Raw genomic sequence first — 2,922 nt, 5'->3', positions numbered from 1 at the left:
GTAGAACGAGAGCTTCCCAAGCTCTATACGAGGGTTCGATTCCCTTCACCCGCTCCAATCTCCTTATATATCAATAAATTAGATATATAAGCGCTTCCGGCGATAGTGATAACTCACATACCCGCCTTTTAGCCCCATTGAACTACCCCAGATAACTGTCGCGTTTTGATGTGTGGTTAATTGGGTAGCATATCAATACACTGGCGGTTCTTCCAGAGTCTTACCGCGATAGCACAACAAGAAATCTATGCCGCACAAACCATGCAGGCTCTAAACTCTACCCAAAACACTACACAATGAGCATTTAAGCCCGATGTGCTGTCAACGATGATAGCCAAAACAGGTTTATGGTGATGGTACTTGCACACCTTATGCAAGCTCTGTCTGCGTCTCGCCCACGCTCCTCTATTGGTACACAAGGCATCCTGATAAGTTATTGTGTAATGAGAATACTGATGAAGTCGCTACGCTCCGCTTATGGTTGTTGTATCACCAACGGGGCTTTATGGCTTCTATTGTCCGTTTTATCCCCACCCCCCATTCTTGCCTAGTTTCAATGTGACTACTTTCTATCTTTTCTTGCCTTAAAATATTGCCTGCTAAGTGTCCGCACTGTTAAGCACTTCAACCAGACGCGAATCATTCGCATTAGTAATATCAAAATATTCACAATGATATGTGTGCTGTTTACAGCGCGTAGGAAGCCCGTAGAGAAGAGTTGGTGGGGGATGTGGGTGTGTATGTATAGACCCCTTTGGGGGGGCTAAATGACAGGGTTAGCAAGGCGCTAGCATGGTGAGATTAGTTATTCATAGTCTTCTTGATACGGTAAACGGTAGCAACACCACACTGTGCAATTTTGGCTATTTCTTCAATCGTGTTGTTACCTGCTGCAAGTAACCGTAAGACCTTTGCATGCAGTTCTTTGTTTGCCTGCTTGCCTTTGTATTTCCCTTTTTCTTTCGCTATCGCAATCCCTTCATCACGGCGAGCAGCAATAATCCCTCGTTCAAACTCTGCTACAGCACCCATCATAGTGAGTATCAATCTTGATGTAGGACTATTATCAAACGTCTGATTGTTATCAATAAAAGTGACTTTAACGTTTTTCTCGATTAGCACATCAATTAGTTGTAAGAGTTCTTTGGTGTTTCTTGCAAGTCGATCAATTGATTTAACTGTTAACTCATCACCAGAACGTAGCAAGGCCATGAGACGCTTTAACTCTGGTCTGTCTTTAGTCGTCTTGCCTGATTCAGTCTCGGTGACTACCTCGTCACACAGTGGCTCAAGTACGGCTAGCTGTCGTGCTTGATTTTGACCTTTGCTAGAGACACGGGCGTATCCATATTTCATATCACACCTTCATTTATCATTTAAGTTATCTCAATGATAATTTATCAAATAGGTTATATCAAGGCCTAAATGATAGGTTTTTGACTATGACTTCTAACCTATCGTTGGGGTGTACCCAAATGATAAACAGACATAACAGATAACAAAGAGGTGGTTAGGTGTTATGCATATGTAAGTGAGAATGCATATCAACAACAAACAATAATGATAATCAAATAAAAAAATTCATTTGTAGTTCATTTTTTGCATGGTTTTGAGGGTTAAGAGGGATATTCGCTAAGTCAGTTTATTTCTACAGTATTATGTAGGCCAGATAGGGCGGGGCTAGTAGAGGATTTCGTCATGAAACCTTGTTTAGATAATTGTGATTTGCATCCGTTTATTTAGTACCAGTTATATGGGGATATAAGCTATATTTAATGCCTAATATTTATAGGGAATTAAGTATATGGGCAAAGATAGACTCAAAATTATGTTCCTGAGCGGAATATGCTATATCATTTTATCTTCAATTGCTTTTGCAAATTCAGATTCTAAAATAGATAGTTCTAAATTATTACTTCTGCCGGATATATCTACAAATTGCAAGGTTGATATCGCTGGCTCTGATTTTTATATGCTACTTACGATATTTGAGAACATGCTAGGGAATGTGGCTGGAAGTAAACGGTGTGAATATATAAATGAAGATGATATGGCAATGAAACTTGCTCAAAAATTAGATGATATTTCGCCGCGCTTTAGTGTTGTGGATATGCAAAGTGGATATGAGAAGAATGAGTACTCTATGCAAAAGAAACTTAATAAATTATCAGCATCTATTTATGGTAAAGTTGAAACCATATCCATATCGGCATTTGGGAAACCTGTTATTGAACTAAAAAACTCAAAAGGTAAATTTAAGCAAGCGCGTCTCTATATTGCAGAGAAGACTAAGAATAACTTCATGCAGAGATACATAGATCAACAAGATAGCATTATTGATAGTTTATCATCCGGTGATGAAGTGTTAATTCACTGTGCTACTTATTCTTTCGTTATGAAATCTGTGTTGGGGCAGGAGTGTATAATTCTTTGAATAACATTAAAGATACAAAGTAAGATTAGATAAATATAGGGTCACCCCTCCATAGGGAGAGGTAGGGTCTCCCCTCATGGGGGTAGGTAGTCATCCCTACGGGGGGAGAGGTGGTTCCCCCCCCATATCACCACTACTAGATTATAACTAAATTAATACTAGATCATTTAACTAAATCAGTTAAAGACTGACTAAGGAATGAATGTTAATGAATGTATAGTTAGTCTCTTAGTATAATATTATGACCTTATAGACTACGTTAACACTTCGTCCATAGGTCTGTGCCTATTGTTGTTATCTCGCTACCGCTCACCGATAACAAGACTGACAGGTAATAATCTGAACAGTTAAACGTTATGATAAAACTATAACTTATTAACTATCACCTTATACCTTCATTAACCAATCTTACACTGTGCAATCTTGGATTCAGGTTTATATGATATTCACTGTGCAAGCTGTTAGCTACCGTAGGTGCACAATATATG

Annotated in this window: 2 protein-coding genes; one reads left to right on the top strand and one right to left on the bottom strand. The window is 38.8% G+C overall.

What is annotated here, in order from left to right; genetic code table 11:
• Nucleotides 1-801: 801 nt before the first annotated feature.
• Entirely contained in the window at nucleotides 802-1,356 is a 555-nt protein-coding gene (locus V2A85_RS22935; protein WP_083158914.1) for a recombinase family protein, read from the bottom strand.
• A 448-nt stretch (nucleotides 1,357-1,804) separates the two neighbouring features.
• Here V2A85_RS22935 and V2A85_RS22930 point away from each other — a divergent pair, with 448 nt between their 5' ends.
• On the top strand, nucleotides 1,805-2,434 hold the full coding sequence (locus V2A85_RS22930) for a hypothetical protein (protein ID WP_420072464.1): 630 nt from the start codon (nucleotides 1,805-1,807) through the stop codon (nucleotides 2,432-2,434).
• The last annotated feature ends 488 nt before the right edge of the window (nucleotides 2,435-2,922 follow it).

This window comes from Yersinia sp. 1252 StPb PI (assembly GCF_048593885.1).
Taxonomy (GTDB): Bacteria; Pseudomonadota; Gammaproteobacteria; order Enterobacterales; family Enterobacteriaceae; genus Yersinia; species Yersinia enterocolitica_E.
The sequence above is the reverse complement of the archived record's forward strand: the minus strand, read 5'-3'. Positions and strand labels throughout refer to the sequence as shown.

Excerpts from the sequence above, each read along its gene's own strand:
- V2A85_RS22935 (WP_083158914.1), bottom strand. The coding sequence starts at position 1,356 with ATGAAATATGGATACGCCCGTGTCTCTAGCAAAGGTCAAAATCAAGCA.
- V2A85_RS22930 (WP_420072464.1), top strand. The coding sequence starts at position 1,805 with ATGGGCAAAGATAGACTCAAAATTATGTTCCTGAGCGGAATATGCTAT.